The sequence below is a fragment of the Candidatus Pseudomonas adelgestsugas genome (assembly GCF_004124255.1).
Classification (GTDB): Bacteria; Pseudomonadota; Gammaproteobacteria; order Pseudomonadales; family Pseudomonadaceae; genus Aquipseudomonas; species Aquipseudomonas adelgestsugas.
The window spans coordinates 1,342,929-1,364,529 of record NZ_CP026512.1 but is presented as its reverse complement, the minus strand read 5'-3'; the positions used below and the strand labels follow the sequence as shown (position 1 = coordinate 1,364,529).

The 21,601-nt window shown below is 35.0% G+C and carries 5 protein-coding genes and 1 pseudogene; 4 read left to right on the top strand and 2 right to left on the bottom strand.

Going from position 1 to position 21,601, the window contains the following annotated elements; translation table 11 throughout:
* Nucleotides 1-116: 116 nt before the first annotated feature.
* Entirely contained in the window at nucleotides 117-1,166 is a 1,050-nt protein-coding gene (apbC, locus tag C3B55_RS03450; protein ID WP_129211495.1) for an iron-sulfur cluster carrier protein ApbC, read from the top strand.
* Nucleotides 1,167-1,696: 530 nt separating this feature from the next.
* Here apbC and fdxA read toward each other — a convergent pair.
* A complete protein-coding gene (gene fdxA, locus C3B55_RS03445; RefSeq protein ID WP_129211493.1) occupies nucleotides 1,697-2,020 on the bottom strand; it encodes a ferredoxin FdxA in 324 nt (107 codons plus the stop codon).
* Nucleotides 2,021-2,489: 469 nt separating this feature from the next.
* The gene (locus C3B55_RS03440) at nucleotides 2,490-2,606 is read right to left on the bottom strand and encodes a MutS-related protein (RefSeq protein ID WP_457912700.1); all 117 of its coding nucleotides are present in this window, start codon (nucleotides 2,604-2,606) and stop codon (nucleotides 2,490-2,492) included.
* Nucleotides 2,607-12,927: 10,321 nt separating this feature from the next.
* Between C3B55_RS03440 and C3B55_RS03435 the strand changes: the two genes are divergently transcribed.
* The 3 genes and pseudogenes from C3B55_RS03435 to C3B55_RS03425 all read left to right on the top strand — a co-directional run bounded on the left by C3B55_RS03435 (nucleotide 12,928) and on the right by C3B55_RS03425 (nucleotide 19,833).
* Nucleotides 12,928-13,422, top strand: a complete 495-nt coding sequence (locus tag C3B55_RS03435; RefSeq protein ID WP_129211489.1) for a CinA family protein — start codon at nucleotides 12,928-12,930, stop codon at nucleotides 13,420-13,422.
* A gap of 4,274 nt (nucleotides 13,423-17,696) precedes the next feature.
* Nucleotides 17,697-18,036, top strand: a pseudogene (locus C3B55_RS03430) (diacylglycerol kinase).
* 1,017 nt (nucleotides 18,037-19,053) lie between these two features.
* Complete coding sequence (locus C3B55_RS03425) at nucleotides 19,054-19,833, top strand: ferredoxin--NADP reductase (RefSeq protein WP_129211487.1); 780 nt, start codon at nucleotides 19,054-19,056, stop codon at nucleotides 19,831-19,833.
* Nucleotides 19,834-21,601 lie beyond the last annotated feature (1,768 nt).

The following is a 21,601-nucleotide window of genomic DNA, read 5'->3' as shown; positions in this document are numbered from 1 at the left end:
TATATTGCATCTCTTAGTGTTATTTCGGAATCTTGTTGTAGCCTCAAAACGTACCGCTAAACGCTTGCAACAATTAAGATGTTTACCTGTTACATTAAGTTTTTTCTGGAGTAGCCATGAAAGCCGTCAATCGTGCAGCGATAGAAGCTGTGCTTCGTCAATATACCGATCCATATTTGAATCTAGACCTGGTTAGTTCCGGTTGTGTACGCGCTATTGATGTCAATAACGATCAGGTCTTAGTTAAGCTAGAGTTCGGTTATGCTGCTGGGTTATTTAAGAGTGATTTGGCGCAGATGTTACAAATGACTATCGAGGGTCTTGCTGGTGTACGTTTGGCTAAGGTTGAAACTCGGTGTGTAATTACCTCACGCAAAACTCAGGTACAGCTTCACGGCCTAGCTAACGTCAAGAACATCATCGCGGTAGCCTCCTGTAAAGGGGGCGTGGGTAAATCTACTACCGCTGCTAACTTAGCTCTAGCGCTAGACCGTGAAGGTGCGTGTGTAGGTATTCTCGACGCTGATATTTATGGCCCGAGTCAAGGTGTGATGTTTGGCGTCCCTGATGGTACGCGCCCTAAGGTAAAGGACCAGAAATGGTTTGTGCCTATCAAATCTCTTGGCATAGAAGTAATGTCCATGGCTTTCCTAGCCGAAGACAGCGCACCGATGATTTGGCGCGGGCCAATGGTATCCAGCGCTTTGCTACAATTGGTTAGCCAGACCGCCTGGGGCGATCTGGATTATTTAGTGATCGACATGCCGCCAGGTACCGGCGATATCCAGCTTACCCTAGCGCAAAAGGTGCCGGTGGTAGGTTTGGTGATTGTAACCACGCCACAAGACTTAGCGTTGCGTGATGCGAAGAAAAGTATGGAGATGTTCCGTAAGGTTAATATCCCGGTTCTTGGCGTAGTAGAAAACATGGCGGTACATATCTGTTCTAGTTGCGGTTATGCTGAGCATCTGTTCGGAGAGGGCGGTGGTGAGAAGCTCGCTACTCAATACAGTATTGAGTTATTGGCTTCATTGCCATTATCAATAATAATCCGAGAGCAGGCTGATAGTGGTAAACCCATTGTGGCGGCTGAACCAGATAGCCAGATTGCCATGGTTTATCAGGAGTTAGCTAGACATGTTAGTGCACGGATTTCCATGCAGTAAATAGCAAGATAAGGGCCATCGAATATTGCTGCTAGCAAGGACTAATCATTCGAAAAGAAAACAGCCTAAGCGTCTAAGTTTGTTTATGTTTGTCTATGAGCTAATGTTCTTAGGTGCTCGCTGACGTAATTATGCGTATCATTATTCGCTTACTGTTTTCTAAGTATTAATTTTTTGATATGTATATGCATATCAAAGCAGTATACACAATCGTGCTTCTTAAAAGAAGCACGATTGTGTATACTGAACATGGACGTTTAAAGCTATCAGCCTGTAACGTAAAATGTAGTTTTACTATACTCAGAACTTCTTCGCATTATTTTTGTATTCTATGATTGATGTAGCTATTCAGAAATAACAATTGAGGTACTGTTGTAGCACTAGACTCATGAGAATAGTGACAAGGAATACAAAATTAAGGAAGATATGGTCTAGTTATACGACTACTTTGCTTTTATAGATACGTAAAACTTTTCATCAGGAAACGCAAAAAACCTACAAGTGAGTAGCTTTTGGAGGTGGTGTTGCTGTTAGCGTTCAAGATATTTAATCTTACCTTTTTTACCATCCCATTCAGCTGCGTCAGGCATTGGGTCTTTACGCTCCGTGATATTTGGCCATATTTTTGCTAGTTTAACGTTTAACTGAATGAATTCCTGCATTTCTGCAGGGACTTCGTCTTCGGAAAAGATAGCTATTACTGGGCATTCTGGTTCACACAAAGCGCAGTCTATGCACTCATCTGGGTGGATAACTAAAAAGTTTGGACCTTCGTAGAAGCAATCTACCGGACACACTTCAACGCAGTCGGTGTACTTGCACTTAATACAGCTATCGGTAACGACGAAAGTCATTTTTAATTTTCTCCTCAGGCGGTGGCAGCGAAGCCTATTATCATGAGTTTCGCGAGGTACTGTATATTAACAAATTTCTGACTTTTGTATTATATTCGAATCTGTAGTTTATACGATACTTTAAGCGCTGTGTATGGCATCAAGCTGAGCTGATTCAGCTGATACTGGAAAAGAGGTAGAATAGTGAGCATATTGCTCCGATGCGGCGTGCTTAGTTGCTTATACGCCATGATACGGTTAGTTGCTATAGTTTCATTGGATATAGCTGTGTTTTTTTAGATAGCCATGAGGTCGTGAGTGCTTGTTATTATATCGTTTAGTATGTCGGCGTAATATACGGCTATGACCGGGCTGCAATGTTGTGTCAGCTCAAGTTGCATGCATGGCATGTAAGGATACAATGCTCTCATTGTGCTTGGTAGGTGTTTTGATATACTTTTCATAAATATGCTACATATAGCGGTCAATGCTAGGTTATGGGCAATCCATCGAGAAAACTAGTACCGCGACCGACTTTGTCTGTCAATATCATGGTGCGTTTAGTGGCATTGTTAAAGATATTCGTGGCTTTGCTTATTTTGAACATCATGGGCTAATGCCTATTAGCAATACGGTCAACTATCAACAATTCACAGTTATCCGCTAGCATAAAGCTACCGATATACGCCAGCGGTATCATTAATACGGTTTGAGGCATACAGGTGTATGTGCTGCGCATATTTAAATTAATATGCGGTGTCATTATTTAGTACTATATAGCTCGCTACAAAAAAGCTTTTCAATGTTTATTGAATAACAGGGTAAGATTATTTCACAATATGTATTAATGTGATTATTAATCAACGCGGATAACGTAGATTCAAGTTTAGTGCCAGCTCGATTAAGTTACTCAGTACATTAAGCTTATCACTATAACTAGTTTTTTTAGTTACCTGCCATAACGGAAGATGGCAGATGGATTATTGATGATTGTTATTTTTAACAGTGCCGCTAGGTTCCAGTAAAGTATTAGTTGTTACGGCGATTTGTTATAGATTTAGTGTGTATAGTTTGATTATTTCTACGTGTATATGGAGGCGCCTCAAGTTATAGCGTAAAGTTATATAGTTGCGTATTATGCAACGTAGCCAATACCTACACTAAGGTGTAGGTATATCGCCAATTTCTTTTAATTGTGGCTATAGATTTTTAAAGCAATAGCAGTATACCTGGATGCAATGAAAGTTTGATGTGCTTGTAGTACAACTAATTAGTAGCAAATATTGGTTTAGTTAGTTGGTAGCCAGCGACTGTTCATGGCTGTTGAGCAAAAGTAAATTACGGATTGCAACGTGTTGTCGCTATAATTAGACAGGTTAATATCGTATGTTACGAAGGCTAGTACCATCAAGTATGATAATCTTATCATGACGCAAGCTGCGTAAGCTGCGTAAGCTGCGGTATGCGGTATGTTAGGTCTTCCTATCATAATTAGTAGATAGCTGATCGCACTAATAGCTATCGATATAGCTTTGCAGTGAAAGTTTTAAGGTTATATGCCGAGAACTCTGCTAGCAAGTCTTTCGGTTAATTATTTGTGATTAAGAACTCCTGTAAATGAATTTACTATAGTACCGTTGGCAGATTTTCCTAGCCTTTGATTTTTAATATCCCAAAATCACCGCTGGTGATGTCCAATATCGAAAGACTGAATAAACGCGCATCACCAATACTGTTTAGTGATGCTGGCACAAGCCGTTTACTCAATAGCGTTTTACCGCTCACTGCGCTTTAGCGTAATAATGTGCGTTACCTGATATGTCAATGGTCAATTATTGATTATCTGGCTGCTGATTTATTCGCATATCAATACCGACTTATCCATTTATCACCAATGTGACTAGATTTTTTCTAATAAATAGTAGTAATCCTATACATAGGAATAGACTGCCTCACTGAATATTTGCATTATAGTTAGTATAATATTGATAGCTGATCTGCATTCTTTGTGTATTTATAAAAATAGTTTCATAGAAGTCTTCTATGCCATACAAAATAACTAAGTATGATATTAATTGCTTAGCTTCCAGTACTATTGCAGTATCGTCGTACAGGAAAATTAATTAAACGTATTCTTACTTGTTTGGCAGTAAGTAAATTAGTTACAAGTAATTTGGTAAATAGGCTTGTAGTTTTGAGCATTAATTAAGTATATAATATGTACTTCACAACAAAATAACTTTCACACTAAATTCGCATTATTTACTTAAATATAGCCTTTTAATTGATTGGTATTAGGTGTTTGGTTCTGTTGTTTGTTATAACTGTAAGGTTAACGAGTAATGTTAGAATTTTACAGATTATAAAAGAATATATAAAAACAAAGAGAGAGGAAGCCATAAATTAAATAGTAATACATGTTTGTTTTTGTTCTTTTGTATATTATTGTATAGCGAATTTAGCATTGTTACTGCATTATTAATCATCATCTTAAGTTATCTTGTACACTACAAAAGTAAGGCTGATCCACATGCTGTACATGGCAGCTGATAACGGATGCATGTTATGTAGTATGCATTACACATAACTATTGACTCGCTCTAAGCACTACTTAGAATAAGTATAATGTTTAGCATAGGTAAGGATTAATCATCCTATAGCTTACTAAAAATTTTAGTAATAAAACTAAAACTCACCAACTATTCTAAATAGGCAAATCTTATCAGATATATTTAATATAATAGACTCAAATTTATTTTTGGTCTATATGTTTTGAACGTTTTACAGGACCCCAGCGAACTGCTTCGCACATATTCCTTACGTTTTTCTGCTTCAGATTACTTTATAATTCAAGCGCTAACTTTTGATGCTTATCAAACCTGACGTAAAATATTCTGATAACTGTGTATAGAAGTTTTCAATAGAAAAGTAGTTAGTGTATTTGTACGTGCTGAGGTTATGAGGTCTAATGCTTGCTTTTGCCATTAATATTTTTATATTAAAATGTCTTACGAAGTAATAGAAATAGCGAAAACACAAGAAATACAAGGAAGGCATACAGCATTGGTAAAACAAACGGTTATAAGCCTGCTTTACTAACTTCGAAAGTTTAGTCACCAACTCTGTTATGCAGTACGAGGTACTAGAAGCAGTTATCTAGTAGGCAGGTAACGTAGTCAGAAGAAAGTATTACGTAAAAAATCTTTAGCGAATAGCATTTTGGAATGCCTGCATATAAATCAATTAATCAAAATACTAGAAATAAATTTACCAAAATCTAGCTCTTTGCCAATAATATAAAGTTAAAAGATTTATTACATAATAAACTATTAGAATGTATTAATAAGCATGGCTATCTAAATTTAAAATAGCTAATTACCCAAGCCATAATTTGGAGTTTTTATGAAGTAAAGCACGCCGACAAGAATAATGCTCGTGGTTGATCGCTACTTCGGATGTTAGCTCAACTAGGATTACTGCGTAGGCAGCTATGCAACGCCTTTGTATTAACTGTAAGAGCGTTAGTTTGACCTAAGCTAGATCTAGCTTAGCGCTATCCACAGCATGAGTGTTATGCAATTGCAAATTATTGAACTGTGAGCATTGGTTATAAACAATGCCTTTTAGGTTTATTATTACACAAATAGCGAAGTTAAATATATACATTACTAGTGAGCAAAAAACTAGCTTGTTGCCGATCAACGGTGCATCCTGAAAAAAAGTACTTAATTGCCGCCAAACTGAGAGTGTTTAACGAATGGATGCAGATGCTCATCAAGCTAAAAACACTTTACTGTAGTGTTATATTAATAATCATATAGCTATACTGGTACACCCAAAACTATAAGTTATACGGTAAAAGCTTGTTAGGTTAACGTGCAATAGTTAATTCAATATCAGTAGTATTCATGTGATCGGTTTTATATTGTCGATATACAGGTCATTATTTAGTGCTGCTTATCTAGCTGCGACTACAACTAGCTAATCTGTAATATCAGAGCAGTAAAGAGTAAGCACGATTATGTAATATTAAATCAACATAATGCATAAAGCCGAAGGTCAGTTTGCGTTTATTCAAGTTGGTCACGATTAGTTAATCGATAGCGAAGCCAAGTATAAGATTTGATAAAATTGGATTTGATCTCGTAAGTTAGATTTTGCTAATGTATAAAGAAAGCAGCGCCCCGTATACTGTAAAATATTTAACGTAAGTTTTTTTGCAGTATACGGTGAATAACGTGAATGTAGTTGTGAAGGTTGAAATCTTAATATTCCATTAACTGCAAAAACTAGCCTTGCTCTAGTCAAGGCTAGTTTTTGATACTATATCCACGAGCATTGATATTTTATTATATACCATGATATTAGCAGCGATAGTCTGTTAGTAAATATTTAGTTAAAGTTGAAAGTTTACTAAATGAAAAGAAAATAGCTAAAGAGCCGTGCAATGCATTTAAATAGGTTTAAATATTAAGCATTAAATAGAAATTGGTGGCTTTAGTTAGCGCAGTGAATGCTTCGATCAATGTCGTGATAGGAAAATGCACAAAAGTGATGAGGCGCTAGTGTATGCATAAGCGAAATATGATTAGAATTTATCTAATTATTAATAACTTTTACCTCTGTGTTATAAAAAAGCTTTTATATAGATCTGAATGCTACTAGTAAACTAAATAATAGCCATATCATATAAATCACTCAATTTGCCAGCTTATCTTAAGATAAATATTAAGTTTGTGCGCTATGTGCAAAAAAAGATATATATAAATAGTATCTTAAGTTTGATATCAGGGCGGCGTAGTCCTAGTAAAATTTAATAAATATTTGGCAACTAAAATAGTTATGGAACAATTCCTTGCCTCATAGTTAGTGTTTTATGTATGTAAATATAGTGGGTGCTTAAGTTAAAACTACTACTGCTATTATATTGAGCAAATGTATTAACTGTAGGATGCTTTGTGCTAGTCAATAACTGTGTCATAAATAGTTTATTTGATCTATTGTAATAAGAAAAGCGAGCAACTACTTAGTTACTGTTGTTCCACATTGGTAATACTAACCGCAGCGTATTGTACAAATATTACCGCGTACCATGCGGATCTAAGATCCGCTTTAGATCTAGTGTAGGAATAATATTAATGAGGCTTGAGTTTGTGCTGCCTAAAAATTTACTAGTTATTTACATAATAATAATTTATAGTATATAATACTGACTTTTTTACCTGTGATTATACAACTATACCTATTTATATGATCATAGATAAAAGTCTCTAAGTAGTAACAGCTGACTTATTTATGGTTTCATGATATGAATGGTTAGCAGGCTAATTCTGATGCAGTCGTATAGCTTAAAACTAATTATCTTACAATAATTTACTATAAAACAGTCTTTATCTATGTAATACTTTACAGCTAATTTTAGCATTTTTCACTCAAAAAACTTTAAATCTATGTGCACTGGCCAGCCTTACAATGTCCTCATTCAATGCTTTATCGGGGTGTATTATTAATCTACCATTGCCAGAAGTTATAGTTGTTGGATATCGAAGCATTAGTCCATTATTCTGTCTACCGTCTAAATCTAACCAGTGCCCTTAACTTTAAGCTTCAGAATACTGACTAATCATGGCTAAAATTTTGAACTTTAAGCATAAAACATCACCATGAATAGTTTTAAATCTCCTGAAACTATTAGCTATCTCAAGCCGATGATATTTTTGGCCCAATTGATACTGGGCAGAATGTCAATACGTCTGTTCAGATTAATAGCTTGGTCGCCTAGGTGCTCTAGGCTTATTTAAGTCAAATTAGTATTGAAAGATGGTCAAACGCGGCTAAGCTTGTCTTGCATTTTTGCAAATGCATTTAGCCATGTGTAGTGCTAAATAGCAAGGACGCGTTTATTACTGACCAAATAACTTATAACAGTAAACTGGCAGTTCTGGTTTCGGCTTTGTTCGTTGTTAATTTAAAAAGCAACGCTTTAACCATGAGGTAAGTTAGGTTGTGCGAGATACTATATATACTATAAAGTACGCTGTTTATGATTGGTCACTTATTAGCTAATAAAATAGTTTACGTTACTGTTTTTCTATGAGAATAGTATGTATAAAGAGCTTACATCGGCTATATGCTCATGGATTGAGCATGAGCCTGGAGTTGGATTGCATGCTACCAAATGACTTGGAAAGAAACTTTTTTCTAGTATGTTATGTATAGTAACATGGTTAGGTTTTAGGCGAGACTGTTCGATGCTTTTACTAAAAACTTTCTATTGTCAGTAAGTATCTTACAGTTGATCAATACAAGGATTGGTAGCACAGGTAAAGATTACTTCTACACAGGTGAGTTGTGGAGCGGCTCCATACGTTTCAGTATGATTCTACAGCATAGCTGTATAAGACTATACGCATGAACAAAATGCCTCCTAAAAAAATTTAGCGTAATGGCTTTAGTAAACAAAGATGTTAGGCTAAGTAATTAGCTGCATGCTAAGTTAGATAGATTTAGCAAGACGATGGCTACAGACTTTTCTACTGTGACTAGCACTATTGCATTACTCGGCTAGAAGGTATAGAAAGCCTAGCTACAAGATTAGCTTTTGTGTCTTTGATCAAGAGTTTAGTTTGATAGAACAAGAAATTATATTGTTACCTTGCGTATTTTAGTATTGCTTCTTATGTACTATATCATGATCGTAGCAATTACACTGTTTAGTGTTACTGGTAAGTCCGGTTACTACTACCGTCAATCTGCATAACTATAAGCTATGCTTAGCATAGGTGTATTGTTTTTACTAGCTGACCGTTTACCACGGTTTATTACCATATACAAATGCTAGCGCTGATTGATGTTGTAATTTGATAATCAGACCTTTATCATACCGCTAAACTTGATTATGCTTTTCATTTGCAATACATGTATTGCCTCTGCTGTTAATAATATGCGGACAAAAGAAAGTTGCATATTGTACAAGTTGAGATTGTTTTCTTTGCTATTTTGTGCTAATGCTGTCAGGAAGAAACTTGAGCCTGTGCCGTGGCTGTAATTACACTATATCGAACTAAGCAAGACAGTCTAAAATTTGCAGATCAATTGTTATAGTAATCCGTTACTGTTTGTCAAAGACGTGCTGATGCTGAATAAGCAATCTAGTCTTTTTATATGTATCAGTATTAATCAATTACTAAAACAAACTAGATGGGTGATTAAATAATTTGGTATCGTAATCCAATTATCGCAAGTGATTTTCTGTCTTTCTTGCTGCTAGCGCGTGTTGTTGATATTTTGAAGCCACTTCAGCATCGTTTTATTTTAGACGGCAGATCGACATGATTCTACGTTGACCTAATTTGATATACAGCTATACATCTATTGCGCCCATCTATGTCTAGTGATCACGAATTTTTAATGTTCCGAGAGAGCGCTCGATGTTAGTTTTTATCTAAGGTATACAAACTTGTAGCATTGTTTTACTACTTTTCAGTAGCAGGCTTTTTATTGTTATGGAAATGTAGCGTACTACTATGTTTAAACCTAGCAGTGCACTGGCAGAATGTGTTAAATATTACAAGCTCAATGCTTGTATGGCGTAATTTATAAAAAAGGTTTATGTGCGCCAGGCATTGGCGTGTTATAGCTGACAAGCTAACCAATCTAATGCTAAGCTTGTACTGTCTGCACTCATTATCTAAAGCTTAGAGTGATATGGTCGTGACGTAGACGACGTATTTGGTTTAATAGTCAAAATATGTTACTGACCATCAATGCTAATAGTTGGATTATTTAAAAGTTAGCCTGCGATATCCTGACAGCAAAACTGGTACGAATATGACTGATACCTTTAATCTTGAGTGATACTGTAGTTTGTGATTTGTAAATGCTGTTAATATGGTAAATAACACTAGCATTAGTATAATAAAAGTTATCAGTGGTTTATGAATTCTAGCATAAACTAGTGTTACCTATAGTAGGTGGTTGCAAGCTTTCAGAAGCTAAGCAATAGGTGATTTATCATGAAACTTTAATTTACCGCTATGAGCACATGGCGGTCAGGATGACGAAACTCATCTTAAGAGTTGTGTAAAATAGGAAAGTTGCCTATCGTTTGAAGAACTCATAAAAACTACTATTAGTTAAATAACCATAAAACCAAAAAAAGAGCAGAGAAGGCTTCCTTAATAAAGTTTTTTAAACTAATCAGGTTTTTAGGGTAAGGCAAATCTTTGCTAATCAGTTAATCGTTTAATATTTGTAGATATTAATACTGCTAAGTATATTTAGATATAGAAATATAACTGAATGAATATCTCAAAAAAATTTGAGAACTATACTGGCACAGTATAGTTCATTAAAAACTGCTTTATAGTAATCAGCCGTATACTTTCATTTTATTATTATGAATATTTAACACTTAAATACATCTATAAGAGATATAAAACCCTAAATAGCTACGCATACTGCTGAAGACATGCAACCACTTAACTGCTTTAGCATGTAATCTAATTGCAAAATACTCACCAACTAATAACATTGATGCTGCACTATAAAAGTGTATTTATCAGTATTTCCATAGTTTTTCCGCAAAAAACAATTCTATAATTTTGTACTGAGTATGTTTTCATAGGAAAACATACTCAGTACAAAACCTAGTTTTTTGTGGTTTTATGCTCAAGTCATGCAGCTATACTATAGCTGCATGTATTACTAATAAAGTATACCTATGTTTTTTCTTTAATAGTTGGTATACAAAGGTTTTGTAGTGATAGATCCTGCATAATAATTTATTAATTATAACTTAATAAATTAAGTGTAAATGATATTTTACTTGAAACACTTTAAGCTAGTTATTTTGTATACATCTAGGTAAAAAAATTTTACCTTATCTATGACTACTCAAAAGTCGTTCTTACTTTTACAAAATCAGATACTATAGTATCCTTTTAATAAGTTAAAAGTTCTAAGCTCATCAGAAAATTTGGCTGATGAGTTATATATTTCCAATATGCTATTGGTTTATTTCGTAGTTGCGCATAAGTCCATGCCTACATAAAAATTATAGTTTGAATTCGTGAGTAGTTAATCAATCATTGATTTGATTAACAGAGTAGTCAGCGTCTAACTTTAATACTGTTAGTTATAAACTAAATATACTCATGGTTAATAAGTTTAACCTATATCAGATATAGCATGAGATTGCAAATCTCTCCTAATTTAATATCTAGTAAATATATTACTATCAATAATATTGTCAATAATTTATTTTGGCAAATTTCATGGTAAAAGTTTGCTTGTAGTTTAAATTCACATAGTAAAAAAATTGTTGTAAGTATTGAAAATATTAGTAATTTGCATATTTACATCTTTCATGTATATTTTTTGTAAAATACATAGTTTAATTCAATAAAATAATGAGGTAAGCAGTTAAAATGACTTGTAAAATAACCGCTTCTGAAGCTCGCCTAAAAACTTTTAAAATTATTCTAGCATATCCGGTTAAGTGCTGACTATAAAAATAGTTAATAATACAATTTATTTGATAAAATATAAATTTATAATATGGTGCAGTATATAAAAATCTATAGTTTTATATGGACTGATTGAATGAAATATTTAATATAAAATATTTCGATTCGCCTAATACCTAAATCCGCTAGTGGCCAGTTAAGAGCACTTTTAATATAACAAGAGCGGCAAGCAACATACTTAGGTATTTTTGGATAATATCCACAATATTGTTATAAACAAATGTAGCTAAGATCACTTCTTACTACGTTTTATAAAAAATACCAATATCACTGGATATTTAGTATGGCTTTGCTTTATATTGCTGACCATAGTTAAAATTACATAGTAAAGCAGATAGTCAGTTAGACAGGCGTAAGTATTTAGTTTATAAACTGTTTACTGCTGTTGGTGGTGTTGACTAAGGATGTCAAATCTTAAGTTATCGCAATGCTATTAAAAACTCAGACTGTACAAGAGTCTTCAGTACTTGATACTTGATTTAGAGCTAGATCGCCCTAATTTATCCAGAACCTCTTTTGTGTCCGAAAGGCTATGCTGCGTCTATCTGAAGCTGTGTACCCGTGTCAGTCAATTTCATTGACGTCTGCATGGAACTGCAAGATCAATGCTGTTTATTAATCAAACCACAACCTGTTGTCTAGTAACCGTACTTATCTATAGTGTAGTTGGCAGTAAATGGCTAACCTACTCAGAATACTTCTGGTGTATTGCTAGCAAAATGCTGAAAACTAGGCGTATGACTAAGATTGCCTAAATCTTAGCCACTTTATCAGTTATACCTGCTCCGTCATCCTATGCATCTGTGAATGTAGTGTGTTGGATAGCGTAAAGCCAGGATTGTAATTATGCGAGTTGTGTTAGATTGCTAGAAAATTGTGGCGAGCTTCCTAATTTCTGGAACATGTAAGCGTGGTCGCATGTCTGAGCAGTTTTAGCGTCAGGCTTCAGTTGCAAGGCTGAAAACGCTAAACAGTTTATATAAAAGTTTTTATATTAGTGGTGGCAACTATTAAATAGTGTACGCTACTATTGCTAATAGTACAATTGATAGTTGTCCAACGCCTAGCTTAAGCAAGTTTTTACTTGACTACCTGACTGCTACTGATTTATGATTATTAGTCTTTCTTTGATTAATTGACTAAGCCTGATTGCTTAATGCTAACTTACGTAGGTGGTGTAGCTAATATAGCCACGTCAGTTTAACTCACCCATGTGTACGCTTAAGTATGATTAATTTCATGGATAGCAGCAGTAATTCTCTCGGTTTTTTTAAGACTGTTGAGTTTATGCGCTGTATATTGAGATAATTATTGACTTATGCAAATTTATAATTTGCATAAGTCAATAAGGTGCTGTTTGTTAAACAGTTCGTACTACCAGTCTATTTTCTGGAGATTAATATGAAGGAAATCACCCAGCTAGCCACTAAACTCGGTCGTTGTTTACAGGTGCTAAATGCCCATGTTACAATTGCCGAGTCTTGCACTGGTGGTGGCATTACTGAAGCTATAACGCGTATACCTGGTAGTTCAGCTTGGTTTGAAACTAGTTATATAACGTATTCTAATCGAGAAAAGACTAGGCAGCTGGGTGTTTCAGAAACGTTGTTTACTAAAGGTAGTGCTGTCAACCAAGAGGTAGTAGAGTCGATGGTTCGTGGTGCACAGAAAAAAAGCTTGTCGCGCTTTGTTGTAGCGGTTAGCGGTATTGCTGGGCCAGATGGCGGTTTACCAGATACACCAGTAGGTACTGTATGGTTAGCTTTTAGTGTAAGCAATAAGGTAACGACCAAACTAGCGTACTTTACTGGTAATCGCAATGAGGTACGCCGACAAACGGTAATGGCTGCGCTTAATGGCTTATTGCGACGAGCAGCAGCAGAAATAGATATCTAGAGTAAGTCTATTTACAGTGTTTTTTGCGAAGTATTACTGTCTACTTATACCAATATTAACCTAACAAGTTAATATTGGTATAAGTAGTGGACTTTAATAGTCCACGATAAAAAATCGCCTGCTTTAATCTTGGATTAAATAAAAAGTTAATTTAGGAAGAACATTAATAATAAATATAGATGATTATTACAGTCAGATGAGATTTAAGCTATTACTGTTGGCTCTTTAAGTTCGGATATCGCATGTAGACCTACGCGGTTAGTAAAAAGCTGTATCGGTAATACCTACAACCTAAAAATCTTTTAAAAAAACCACCAATGAATCTATAGGTTATAGTCCAAGCATACAAAATAAATACTACTTGCACGTTTGTTAATAACAATATCTATTTGGATATATTATGTATTTAATTAGTAGATCGTTAATATTAACGATCTACTAATTTCTAAATCGGATATTAGTGAGTAAGTATTAGAAAGTACCGAATTGCTAGTGCGTTCTAGGTTATTGACCTGATTTTCTATGGTTCTATGGCGGCCATGGTTTTAAAGCTGCAATATCAGGTAAGATATATCGTATACATGTTGGCCTTTCAAAATTATCTAACCTATGAACTCACTACATAAAATAATCAATAACGCTAATAACGCTAACTACCAGTAATTTTAATTAACTAGATTTTCATATAGATATAACTAATGTTTAGTAGCCTGCATACTGTCGTTAGTGGTAACGCGTTGAAATTTTATACTTTGGTTATTCTGGGTAATGGCTATTTAATTATGAGAATCTGGAAATGCTCAATAGCAAAAGCATTTATCTGAGCAGTAAAATAATTGACCGTGGTATGTTGTATAATTTGCTTGTAAAGATTATTACCTTAGAAGCTATATAGCTTTATGATAATTACGCTTACTCCTGTGGTTATTGTCTTGCGTAATTCGTTGGAAGCTAAGCCAGCATAGCCTATAACATCTCTATATTAAACTCATCCTACGTTAGTGTAGGATGAGTTGGGAGTCACTTCTAGCAAATATTTATCGTTACAAATTTGCTGGTTATATGTTATTTGATGTTAGGAGGCGCGAAATAGAAATTACTCTCTAAACATTAATGGTTATCTACGCAAATTAATAAGGTGTTGTTGAATAGCTTATACATTATATTGAAAATATCTATTTCCTTTCGAAAAAACATAATACTTGTTTATTAGGATGTAAAGCTTTTGTCTTAAAAAATTAAGCTAACTCAGATATCATTTACTGCTATGTGTTTTTCTAAGTCTGTGCTAAAATACTTGGTAAGTTTGTATAGCTAGTAAACTCCAGCCGAAGGTAATAATGACAATTATTTCAATTAAATACCAATCAGGTTAAAATGACTGCACTTTGGTTTATTGTTTGTGCGCTAAAGCTAAAGTTAGCCTCTAAAATCACCACTCATTAGTGGTGCTAACAAAATACTTTAAGTAAACATGTTAAAGCTAAAGCACTAAAACTAACAGTGTATATACACTAAAAGCTCACTCTTCAATCAACGTGCAGAGTAGAAAGCAGCATAGAGTTAGTCGATTCATGCTCTGTTCTCTTTAACATTGTTTACCAAGTAAACTGGTTTACAATTAGCGGATAAGATATAAGGCGATATTTTTAATCTGGATACTGATAAAATTTAGTGTCACATGTAACAATCTCTGATTGTAGCATCTAGCAGTAGTGCTAGCACTAAAAGTGCTTTCCGGTTTACATCCAATGGTCAGTTCTTCTAAAATTTTATCTAGTGCACCACAATTATTTAGATTATCTAGGTGTAAAATTAGCATGTTAGCTTTTTAGTTAAAGATATATTGCGGGTAAAGAAGAAGTGAAAATACAGCAGATTCTTAGTACCACTAAGGGCAATATTAGTGTAGTGTTTAAGCGGCTAGCAATATTAAACCATAATGCTCGTACTGTCATAAGTGGGCGTTATGATTAGCGCATTATTGCTGGTGGCTACTACTATGTTAGATTACATAAGTAATCTATGCCAGCTATACTCATGGATAGCGGCTTTAGTATATAAGCCTTTCAGGCTATCATGTAAGCACAGTTGCATGCCGTTGTTTTGCATTGACCATAAAACTATTTTAGCATTAGGAAATATTATCTCGTTCGTAGGATGAACTATAGATTAATCTATAGGCAGTTTAGTTTATAATAGTATGGATTATATACCTATAATTAGTGTTATTCATGGCTGTTCAAAGTGACTAACTAAGGTTATGCGTCTGCGCTACAGCTTGTTGTCTAGCTCAGTTTGTTTTAAAATGATAGAATAGGTGATCATTAGATCCATAAAGCGTTCCACTTCACTTTTTTGTAAAACTTTAACGTAGCTGGCCATGAACTAGTTAGTGATTTGTAATATTACAAATGTTGCTATAATACTCAAGTCGCTCAAAAGTATTTGCTTTTTCTATACAGCAGTAGTAGAGCGATTCTACTTTAATGGTCTTCGATTTTTATCGTAACTATATAAAAAACTCTGTGGGTGTCTGATTAAAATAACTTAATCATCAGCACAGTACTACATAGCCGGTAACTGTTTGTTAATTATTCATTTGCAGTACAATGGTTAATGTTATTATTGATTTAGCTATAGTGTAGCGACAATCTTATTGGTTGGTGAGTATTTTTTGCAATTAGATTGCATACTGAAGAGATTAAGCGGTTGCATATCTTCAGCAGTATGCTGGGCCATTTATGGTTTTGTTTTTGACTTTCAGAAACAGTTTACACTGTTGTCAGTCATAGTGTTTTGCATCTCTTAGTCATTTGGACCTTGAGTGGTTAAGTTGTATGGAAATCTAGAGATATAACTATGTTAAGTGAATACAGGTAAGTCGACACAGTGCCGCATATAATGCGGCATAAAATCTTCTTTATTGTAAATTACTAGAGCACAAGATCAGCTACTGCGTTAGCGTTTAGTCGCTTAAAACTATAAGTAGTGCTTATTATGGTGGCGTGGTTGCTACTGTTGCTTGACTTATAGCTTATAAATTGTGAGTATTTAGTTTTTTAGAGTTTCCTTTGTATCATTGCACTCCTGTTCGTTTAGGATCTAATAAGCCATGCTGCTTCCTGCTTACATACACAATCCAGCGCGTATTATTAGTTTATTTTAACCGCGGACAACGTATTGAACATTGTTCAAGGTTTTCAGGTAACTCCTGGATGATGATGTATAAGTTCGTTATCAGTAAGGTTGTACAGAGGAAAGAACAAAACTGCTATTGTTATCTTACTAAATGATACTTTGAATAAAACGCACTAGATGTTCTGTAAAAACCTGTACTAAAAATACTGGTTAGTATCGCATCTAGCTCTTGAGCAACCATTGTATTACAAGCCATAATGGTTCAAACGTAATAATCATTTTATGTTATGATAGCCTTAGTATTGTGCCTAAGTAGTTGCTTAACAACAAACTGTCAATTGTACTTGACGTTAAGCATGACCTCTAGCAATGGCTGTATAGCTACTACCTTGTTTATTCTGGCAAACCATAAAATATCATGATATTCAATTAAAACAGGATTTTGTATTAATGATAATATACAAAATCCTGTATAGTTGATGCAGATTTAATATCTAATAGTTTGTAACATCAAGCTGTTATTTTTTTTCGCTTATATGCGAATTTATCTACGTTTGTTAGTTTTACTAAATATGAAGCCTACCTGAACAGTAACAATCCTAATGAGATTTGGTATATTGATTGATTTGAATATTCCTGGCGTTTCTAGTTTCTCTAGATTAATATAGATGTGTTATCAATACCTTAAAGGTCTTCACGTAAGATCTTTATAATACTGGAGTCATAGTTGTAAGTATGATGAATAAGCCTGTATTGGCTGTATGTTTCAAGTAGTTTAGAATAAGCGATTCTATTATGTTCTGCGAGGCTCTGGGCACCTATGATATTCTTACTAACTTATGGTTACATCAATTTTAAGTGCAGAGTATGGTCTATAAAGTCTTGCTGAGCAAGCAAGCTGTTTATGAGTTAAGTGTATCACAAGAAATGATTAAAGTTTATGTTGCAACGATTTTTCGCAAGCTAAAGCGAAAATATGTGCACGTTTTAGCTTGCTACTACTCTTAATAATAATTAAGGTTAACTTTGCAGTGTAAAGTTATCATCGATTTATGTTTTTTTAACTTTGCGCGATTTAATTTTCTGTTTTTGGTTTGCATCGATCATGCTATATGTTGTTTTTTTAAGGTAAAATGAGTATTAAGCATATATTCAATGTATATAGCTATTCTATGGATGGCTTGCGCGTAGCATTTATCAGCGAAGTAGCATTCTGTCAGTAGATGTTGCTGAATGTGATCCTGATTAAGCTGAGCTTTTTCTGCAGTTTAATTAAGGTTGAACGTGCTTTACTGATTGCTGTATGTCTGTTGACGTTGATAGTTGAGTTGTTAAATGCTATTATAGAAAAAATAATGGACAGAACCTCCTTGAATTGTCATACATTATCGAAAAAACGTTCAGGATACAGACAGCGCCGTGCAATTAACACTACTCATCACCAACCCAGTTGTCATTGGGGCGCTTATCTAAGCCTTGGGCAATGTTTAGTAGCGTTGCGCTAAGCCATGGAGATATAAACGTAATACAGATTACAGAAATTAGTAGATCGCCGAGATTTAGTATTTCTGTTTATGCTAGATGATGTAAACTGGCCCAGTTAAGATCTAGTGATTTTCACTAGCACTGAATTACTATAGCGAAAAGCATTGCGCAGTGTTGTCAGGGAAATTTAGCAAATCCATAACTACCTTACCCCGCACGGTTTAATTGTTTTGGTGTGCTCTAGGCTTTAAGCTGACATGCAGCACAAATTACAGTAATAATACTTGGCGTTATTGGAGAGTTAAGTACGTGTCATGGCTGTATTTGTCTTGAGTCCATGACTCATCGAGCTACTCTTCAGTAAGAGTTATGCAATGTTTAGCTAAGCAATATTATAGCGTAATAAAGTGTGACCAGTTCACCCCCCCCTTGATACAAGGTTTATACCTAGATGTTCTGGTAGCTATAGTAATCTTTGATTCAGCCAGGGTTAATTTTGTAGTGTGCTATCCAGTGCATGATATGAGTTGTTATGCACTGGATAGCTTCATACTAGCTATTTGCATTTTACCGTACCAAGATGCTAATCAGTATAATAGTTAGACTAATTATCAATAGTCATGGTGTACTAACTATTTTGAAGCTAAAGTTGAATTTGCGTTTGAGTATAAGCTTTCCATCTTCTTGGTTTAGGCCAGCAGAGCCACGACATAAAACAATAACTAAACCAATGGCCTTCAGGTCTAGGTGCTTACCAGTACATTTGAATAAATGACAGCTGAATTTGCTCTGGCTATTTGATCGAAGTATTGGCGTCGGATTGAAATAAAACTAACAAGTTAATAGCGCGTAAGACGCTTTTCTATTAAGCAACATTAACGAAGGCATACAATCGACAATCTTTATTGTAAAGATTTAGTAAATAGATATTGTCGTCGCTATCAAAATACTGTGAGATTGTATATCTAATATTTAGTACAGGTTTATTTTCAGGAGTCTCCGTACATGAATAATGTGAATCACGAGCATGTTCTCAGTGTGCATCATTGGAATGATACTCTATTCAGTTTTAAGTGCACCCGTGATCCGGGCTTACGTTTCGAGAATGGTCAGTTCGTGATGATCGGTTTGCAGCAGCCTAATGGCTACCCACTTATGCGCGCTTACTCTATTGCCAGTCCAAACTGGGAGTCGTATCTGGAGTTTTTAAGTATTAAAGTACCAGACGGTCCGTTGACTTCTCAATTACAGCACTTAAAAGAAGGCGATATAATTATTATCAGTAAAAAACCGACAGGTACTTTGGTACTTGACGATTTGAAGCCTGGCAAGCATTTGTACTTGCTCGGTACTGGTACTGGCTTGGCTCCATTCATGAGCGTGATCCAGGACCCTGAAACCTATGAACGTTTTGAAAAAGTTATTTTGTGTCATGGAGTGCGTTACATTAATGAAGTTGCCTACTACGAATTTATTACCGAGCATTTACCGCAAAACGAGTTCTTTGGTGAAGCCCTGCGTGATAAGTTGATTTACTACCCAACTGTGACCCGCGAGCCATTCAAAAACGAAGGACGCCTCACTGACTTAATGCGTAGTGGTAAGCTGTTCAGTGATATCAGTCAGCCACCGATTAATCATGAAAATGACCGCGCCATGCTGTGTGGCAGCCCAGCCATGCTGAACGAGACTAGCGAAGTGTTAAATAACTTCGGCCTTAAGGTTTCTTTACGTATGCGTGAGCCTGGTGACTATGTAATAGAGCGTGCGTTCGTCGAGACGTAATAGCAAATTTTGCTTAACGTAAAAACGCATTAAATCAATGGTTAAAACCATTGTAAATCATGGCTTGCGTATGGCTTAGCATGGTTAAATTTTGTGCGAAAGTTACGTAGTAGTTCTAATTGCTGCGCTGGTGGTAGTCAGCGTATCTATATTTGCGGAATAAGCGACCTCAGCTTAGGTTTAGATACATAAGAACTCAGTAGCCTTGAGAGCGAGTGTTCATGTTATCTTTGTTTAGTTTAAAAGCTATATTGTAAGCTTCTTCTGGATGATGTTGTTAGTCGCTAGGCTTTCGAGCGATCTTAGCTGGCTGCTTGTGTCTATGCCGCTGTATTTTTTATGGTTTGAAGCTTCTTTACTTTTGTAGGTTCAGCTATAATTTCAGCGGTTTAGGCTGCTAGCGACTATATTTCTTCCTAACTTCTATCACGTATTCTTTCTTGATTTTAGCTGCATTAGCTTAACTACTGAGTCGAGCTTGACTATTTGGGTAGTGACCTTAATGAGTTTAGCCAGTAGACTATTTTGTGTTGTTTACTAAAATCCAGTAAACATAATAAATGGCTCAGCCTCTAGGCTAGAGTAGCTAATTGCTTCAATAAGGTATTTAGAGATTCATGCGTGGTTAGTCATCACAAAGGTTGCTATAAGAAAGACAAACAACTCATTTTGTCTGTATCAACGTAGTTCTTTCTAGAGCTACTCCTATTTAGTATTAGCGTGCTTATTGTGGTACCTAATATATTTTTCATGTCCAGTACTACTAGACACAGTAGCACTAAGTTGACTAACTTCATATGTCCAATCATTTGGAGTTCATGTTTAAAGTAAAATTAGAAGGCGCGCTGGTTCTGTTCATTGATGTCTAGTTAATCGATATTCAAATGCTCGATCGTATATTGCGGTAGTTGTTGACGTATGGTTATAGTTACAGCGCAGTACGTCTATCCTTTGGCGTGTTTTTTAGAGTAAACTAGTATTACTGAGTTTAGATAGCTTATCAACATTAGTTACCATAGTAAAACGATATAACTGTCTTGTAAAAAAAACTATAAGTCGCTTATACTGAAGCTTTCTAGATGTATATAAATTATTTTGTAGTTGTTGATTTTATAGATAATAATAAATTAAATATAAACATGACGCTAGCTACTATTGTTGATGATAGATACTGATATGCAAGCAATAGATCTGAAAGACATGCCTCTTTTCTATATGATGGCGGTTTCTATAAAATATTACGCAAATTTTATTTTTGACGTGTTTTACGTTTTTTCTATCCATAAATTGGATCCATTGATGTCGGTTAAGCTTTGCGAAGCTTTGTTGCCTGGTTTCAGGTGAATAACATGTTAGATTAAAAAGTTATCGTTGATTTTTAAAACACCAAAGGTGCAGCGGTCATCCGCTATACCTTTGGTTACTACGTATATCAGCACTTTAATTTCTTGCTGATGTGATTTTTATGGGCGCGCTAAACTCATAAGCTTGGTGTTGCACCAAGAAGCGATAGCAATAGTCCTACTATTGAAGTAATTCAATTATCATGACTAGATCCCATCAGGTTGGCGTGGTGCTTTCCACCAACAAAGACTATTAGTGACTGATGCATTCTATTTATGCTCTGGTCAGTTGCTTCAGTTGGTACTGGAATTCTTTTTCGGTTTGAACGGAAAATTAACAATGAATGTCGAAGATATTTCTAGCTCTAGACAGATACCTAGTATTTTTTCTTAAAATATGTCATTATGTTGCTAGCAACAACTGA